Annotated in this window: 4 protein-coding genes and 2 pseudogenes; 2 read left to right on the forward strand and 4 right to left on the reverse strand. The window is 72.4% G+C overall.

The window, feature by feature from the left end:
• The 3 genes and pseudogenes from ACFFNX_RS41255 to ACFFNX_RS41265 form a co-directional block, all read right to left on the reverse strand.
• Window positions 1-787: pseudogene (locus ACFFNX_RS41255) on the reverse strand (ATP-dependent DNA helicase RecG); the annotation flags it as partial.
• A 94-nt stretch (window positions 788-881) separates the two neighbouring features.
• Window positions 882-1,100, reverse strand: a complete 219-nt coding sequence (locus tag ACFFNX_RS41260) for a hypothetical protein (protein WP_378211631.1) — start codon at window positions 1,098-1,100, stop codon at window positions 882-884.
• Between the two features lie 11 nt (window positions 1,101-1,111).
• Entirely contained in the window at window positions 1,112-1,429 is a 318-nt protein-coding gene (locus tag ACFFNX_RS41265; RefSeq protein WP_378211632.1) for an FHA domain-containing protein, read from the reverse strand.
• 425 nt (window positions 1,430-1,854) lie between these two features.
• On the opposite strand from ACFFNX_RS41265, the gene ACFFNX_RS41270 reads away from it, so the two are divergent.
• A complete protein-coding gene (locus tag ACFFNX_RS41270) occupies window positions 1,855-3,462 on the forward strand; it encodes a DUF8823 domain-containing protein (RefSeq protein ID WP_378211633.1) in 1,608 nt (535 codons plus the stop codon).
• A gap of 141 nt (window positions 3,463-3,603) precedes the next feature.
• Here the strand turns inward: ACFFNX_RS41270 and ACFFNX_RS41275 are convergent, their stop codons facing one another.
• The gene (locus tag ACFFNX_RS41275; protein ID WP_378211634.1) at window positions 3,604-4,146 is read right to left on the reverse strand and encodes a hypothetical protein; all 543 of its coding nucleotides are present in this window, start codon (window positions 4,144-4,146) and stop codon (window positions 3,604-3,606) included.
• A 271-nt stretch (window positions 4,147-4,417) separates the two neighbouring features.
• On the opposite strand from ACFFNX_RS41275, the pseudogene ACFFNX_RS41280 reads away from it, so the two are divergent.
• Window positions 4,418-5,281, forward strand: a pseudogene (locus tag ACFFNX_RS41280) (hypothetical protein); the annotation flags it as partial.

The raw sequence follows: 5,281 nt of genomic DNA on the forward strand, positions 1-5,281 counted from the left end.
CGAACGCGGCGAGCAGGCCCTCGGGGGCCGGTGGCCGGGGTGTCGCGGCCAGCTCGGCCGCCGCGCGCCTCCGCTGGGCCAGCGCGGTCTGCAGCACGAACGCCTCGTCCCACTTGAGCCGCTTGCGCGCCCGGCCCGCCTCGGCCATGTCGCGCGGCCGGTGGATGCCCTGGTAGGCCTCTGACAGGCCGATGAGCCGGTGGCGTTCGCGCACGTGCCCGGGCAGGGCGTCGTCGCCGAGTTCGGCGGTGTCGAGGACGATGCGCACGCAGTCGGCGATCTGCCAGGAGGTCACCCCCTTGGCCGCCGGGTAGACCGGGATCAGCTCCTCGGCGAACTCGCGGGCCGCGCCGGCGAGGTCGCCGCCGGTGAGCGGCTTGTACTCCGGGTGGACGAGCTGCCGCTTGAGGTTGCGGCCGGAGCCGAAGAACGTCACCTTCCCGGCGAACAGCCCGTGTGTGCCCGGCGGCAGCTCGCGCTCGGGTATGTAGGCGCCCTTGCCGAAGAACGTGAGGGTGAGCAGGCCGCGGCCGTCGGTGACGGTGACCTCGAGCAGGTATCCGGGTCTCTTGCTGATCTTGCGCCCCTGGATCTTCTCGACCTCGGCCAGGACCGTGACGTACTCGCCCTCGGCGAGACTGTCGAGGTCGGTCAGCTCGCCGCGCTGGGCGTAGCGCCGGGGATAGTGGCGCAGCAGATCACCGGCGGTCTCCAGGTCGAGGGCGGCGAGCTTCTTGGCCGCCTTGGCCCCCACCGCCTTGACCAGTGGCTGCTCGAGTGTCGTCACGGAACCCTTCCTCCAGCCGTCCGACAGCCAGGTACCGACAGTTCTACCGGGTCCGGGCCCGTGGCGTTCCCGAACCACCCGCACGGAGGCGGACTCACTCCACGCCGATGAACAGCGGGTAGCGCTCCTGTCCTCCCTCGTACACGGTGACCTCGACGTCGAGCCGGTGCCCGCGCAGGTGCTCCCGTACGGCGTCGGCGAGGCCGCCGGCCGCCTCCCCGGTGATCAGGGTGACGAGCTCCCCGCCGCCCGACAGCATCCGGTCCACGACCCGCGTGGCGACGTCCGTCGGGTCGGCGCCGATGACGGCCACGTCGTCCTCGATCAGCCCGAGCGCGTCGCCGGCGCGGGCGCGGTACGGAAGGCGACCAGTACGCCCTGCTCCGGGTGGCCGAGCCGCACCTGGGTCCCCGGCGCCACGGCGACCCGCTGCACCCGCCGGCCGCCGTCGTACGTCCCGTTGGCGCTACCCGTGTCTTCAAAGATCCATTGGCCGCCTTCGAAGCGCAGCGTCGCGTGGGAACGCGAGACGCCTTCGACCGAGACGACGATGTCCGCCCCCGGATCGCGGCCCACGCGGTAGGAACGTCGTGGATCCAGAGCCACCGAAACACCGTTGCTCTCCACGACAAGCTGAGTCACGAAATCGCCTTTCCCGTCGCCGGCCCCGAGGCCCCGTGTGGCGTCGCGTCGAGAGGTGCGCATCACCAGGACCGCCGGTAAAGCGTAGGGCCTCCCGCGTAAACGCGGCAATGCTTCGAAAAGTATGCAACCACCCCCTATCTCCCGACAGGCGAACGAGGATCATCGCCGAATCCCGCGAGCAGGGCTTCCGTCCGCTTGGGTTTCCCTTGGTGCACGCTTGGCGGTTACGTTGCCGCGCCTTCAAGATCAACTGGGCGCCCGTACGGCGGCGGAACGCAATGCCTCATTCCGCGGTAAGCGTGATGTAGCCGATTTCACAACTCGCTTGATTTGCCCTCGGGGCCGCGATCGTTGATCATTGGCCGAATGTCCCCCGCTCCCCAGCCGCCCCATCGCGGGCTAGCGGAGAGCGCGGCCGGGCTGTGACCGCCACACTGGAGGCGCCGCGCCCCGCCGACGCGCTACGGACACGACCGGTGCGCCACCGGCGGTGGCTGCTTCACCCTGTCGTGGCCGCTTCGAGCATTGCCGGAATCCTGCATCTGCTGTGGGCGCTGTTCCTCGCGCAGGGCGGCGGCGACCTCGCCGCCCAGAGCGCGTGGGCCGAGTTCGCCCTGCGGCATCCGGGTTCGGCCTACGACTTCGCGTGGTACGGCGGCATGCACCCCGCCTCGTACAGCGTGATCTCCCCGTACCTGATGGCCCTGCTGGGCGTCCGCACGACCGGCGTGCTCGCGGGCACGCTGTCGGCCGGCCTCTTCGCGCTGATCCTCACGCGTTCGGCGATCCGCCGGCCGCTGCCGCCCGCGCTCTGGGGCGCCTTCTCACTGTCGTGCAACGCGGTGTCGGGCCGGGTGACGTTCGCCCTCGGCGTGTTCTTCGGCCTCGCCGCCATCACGGTGGTGTTCGCCGCGCGCGGGCCGCGCGCGCCGCGGGCCGCCGCCGTGATCACCCTCGGCGTGCTGGCGACGCTGGCGAGTCCGGTGGCGGGGCTGTTCCTCGAGGTGGCCGCCGCCGCGCTGTTCCTGACGCGACGGCGCCGGCCGGCGTACGCCGTGGCGGCCGGACCGCCGTTCGTCGTCGGCCTGTCGGCGCTGCTGTTCCCGTTCAAGGGCGTACAGCCGTTCCCCTGGTTCCTCGTCGTGGCCCCGGTCGCCAGCGCCGTCGCCCTCGCGCTCTACGCGCCCAAATCCTGGCGCAACGTCCGCGTCGGCGCGGTGGTGTACGCGGTCGGCACCATCCTCACGTGGCTGATCCCGTCGCAGGTGGGCAGCAACGTGGACCGGCTCGCGCTGCTCTTCGGCGGCGCGGTGATGCTGGCTGCGGCCATGGAACGCAGGATCCTCATCCTGTACCTGGCGTTCGCCGCGACGGTCATCTCCCAGGTGATCCGGCCGGTCTTCGACGTGGTGAACACCGGCACACCCGACGGCCACACCGCCGGCGTGCTGGCGAAGCTGCGCGACCTCGACGCCGACCGCGGCCGGGTCGAGGTCGTGCCCGAGCGCACCCACCTGGAGTCGTCGGAGTTCGCCCCGGTGGTGAACCTCGCGCGCGGCTGGAACCGCCAGGCCGACGTCGACCGCAACCCGGTCTTCTACGACGGCACCCTCACGCCCGACACGTACCACGCCTGGCTCAGGAAGTGGGCCGTGCGCTACGTGGTGCTCTCGGACTCCACGCCCGACTGGCAGGCCATGGAGGAGGCCCGCCTCGTGGCCGCCGGGCAACCGTGGCTGAAGCAGATCTGGCACGACGCGAACTGGCGCGTGTACGAGCTGACCGACCCCGAGCCGCTGGCCGACCCGCCCGCCACGGTCGCCCGCGCGGATGACGGGGAGCTCGACATCAACGTGCCGTCCAGCGGCTGGGTGCTGATCCGGGTGCCATGGTCACCGTGGGTCGGCGTACGCGACGGCGGCCCGGGCTGCCTGACCGAGGCCGGCGACTGGACCCGCCTGTACGCCCCGGTCCCCGGCCGCTACCGCCTCGGCGGCAGCTACCAGCTCCCCCGCGGCACTCCCTGCTGAGAGACCACCGTCCAGAGCCCGCCCACAGCCCTCACCCGTCGCGGGCGTGCCGTAAGGCGGCCGGGTCTGAGCGGCGACCGATGACGACGCGGCGTCTCCCGGGCACCGCGCATGGGGCACCCGGCCGGGTGGGCTCTCGAGTCAGGAGGTCTTTCCCTCGCCCGTGAAGGAGCGCAGGCGGGTGCGGCGGAGCCAGACCACGGCGCGTTTCATCGGGCCCTCGAACAGCACGTAACCGATCAGCGTCACGGTGACGCCGACGACCGTGCCGCCGGCGATGTCGTCCGGCGCGGCTCCGGCAAGGGTGAGCGCGACGGCCATGAGCAGCCAGGCGCCGGCCGCCGCCAGGCCGAATCTGCGGCCCGCCAGGAACAGGCCGGCGGCCGTCGCCGCCGCGAGGGCGGCGTGGTCGCTCGGCGCCGGCAGGTCCGAGGAGTGCACGACCAGGCCGTGGAAGGCGGTCCACTTCACGGTGGGCATCCGCTCGATCGGCTCGTTCGCCGCCACCGCGGCCAGGGCGCCGATGGGCGCCCACAGCGCGGCGGCCATGACCGATGCCCGCTCCCGCCGTGCGGCCCACCACGCCCAGCCGAGCAGGGCCGCGAACAGCACCGGGTCCGCCTTGGCGCATGCCACGGCTGCGGTGTGCAGTCCGGGTGCGACGGCCAGATGATCGCTGAGCATGGTGTTCCGCCTCGATGAGTCGCGGGCCGGTGTCCCCGGCCAATGATCGTCGAGGCCACTGTAGGGACCGGTTGGTCAGCGCGGGGTGAACGCGCCGATTCACCCGCGTACCGTGGCGTGTCGCGGTCGTGCCGACGCTCGGAGGACCCGCGCCACGCCGCGTGACGGGTGCGGCCGCCGAGGTGGTCCGTCATCTCGGACGGCCCCGTGGACACGCCGGGCCTTGACCCACCGGATACACGGAAATGGCGGCGACCCTACAATCTGTAGGGTGAACCCCCGTGACCGGTACGGCAGGCACCTGACCCACCCCGGCCTCCCCTTGATCCTGGTCGCGGCGTTGTACGCGGCCGCGCAGGTCGTGGCCGTCACCACGCGCATCGAGCTCGGCTGGGACGAGACCGTGTACGTCAGTCAGGTCAGCCCGCACGTGCCGACCGCGTTCTTCAGCGCTCCGCGGGCCCGCGGCATCACCCTGCTGGTCGCCCCGGTCGTCGGGCTGACCTCCTCGCTGACCGGGCTGCGCCTCTACATGACCGCGCTGTCCTCGGCCGGGCTCGTCCTCGCGTACTGGCCCTGGACCCGCCTGCTACGGCCGGTCACCGTGGCGCTGGCCGCGCTGCTGCTCGCCGTCCTCTGGGTGTCGCAGTTCTACGGCAACGAGGTGATGCCCAACGTCTACGTCGCGTACGGGGCGGTGGCGGCCGTCGGCTGGTTCGCGCACACGATCCGCGGGACCAACCGGCTCGCGCCGGTCTGGCTAGCGCTGAGCCTGGCGTTCGTCGCGCTCATGCGGCCGGGTGACGCGGTGTGGCTCGTGCTCCCGCTGCTCGGCGCGATCGCGTTCGCGCCGAGGCGGCGCCGCATCGCACTGGCGGCGGTGGTCGCCGGATCGGTGGCCGGTTCCGTCCCGTGGGTGATCGAGGCGTACACGCGGTTCGGCGGGCCGCTCCAGCGGCTGCGGGCGTCCAGCCGCACCGAGGGCGGCCTCGGCTGGCATCCCGAGGGCGTCCGGATGGAGCTGCACGCGCTCAACGACCGGCTGCTGTGCCGCCCCTGCACCGGGACGACGTGGCACGTGGCGCCGTCCGCCGCGTGGTGGCCGCTCATGCCGGTGCTCGCCGCCGCCGGACTC

This window comes from Actinoallomurus acaciae, from assembly GCF_042429965.1.
GTDB lineage: Bacteria > Actinomycetota > Actinomycetes > Streptosporangiales > Streptosporangiaceae > Actinoallomurus > Actinoallomurus acaciae.

What these genes read in the sequence shown, in the direction of transcription:
- ACFFNX_RS41275 (WP_378211634.1), bottom strand. Translation starts at nt 4,146, where the DNA reads ATGCTCAGCGATCATCTGGCCGTCGCACCCGGACTGCACACCGCAGCC.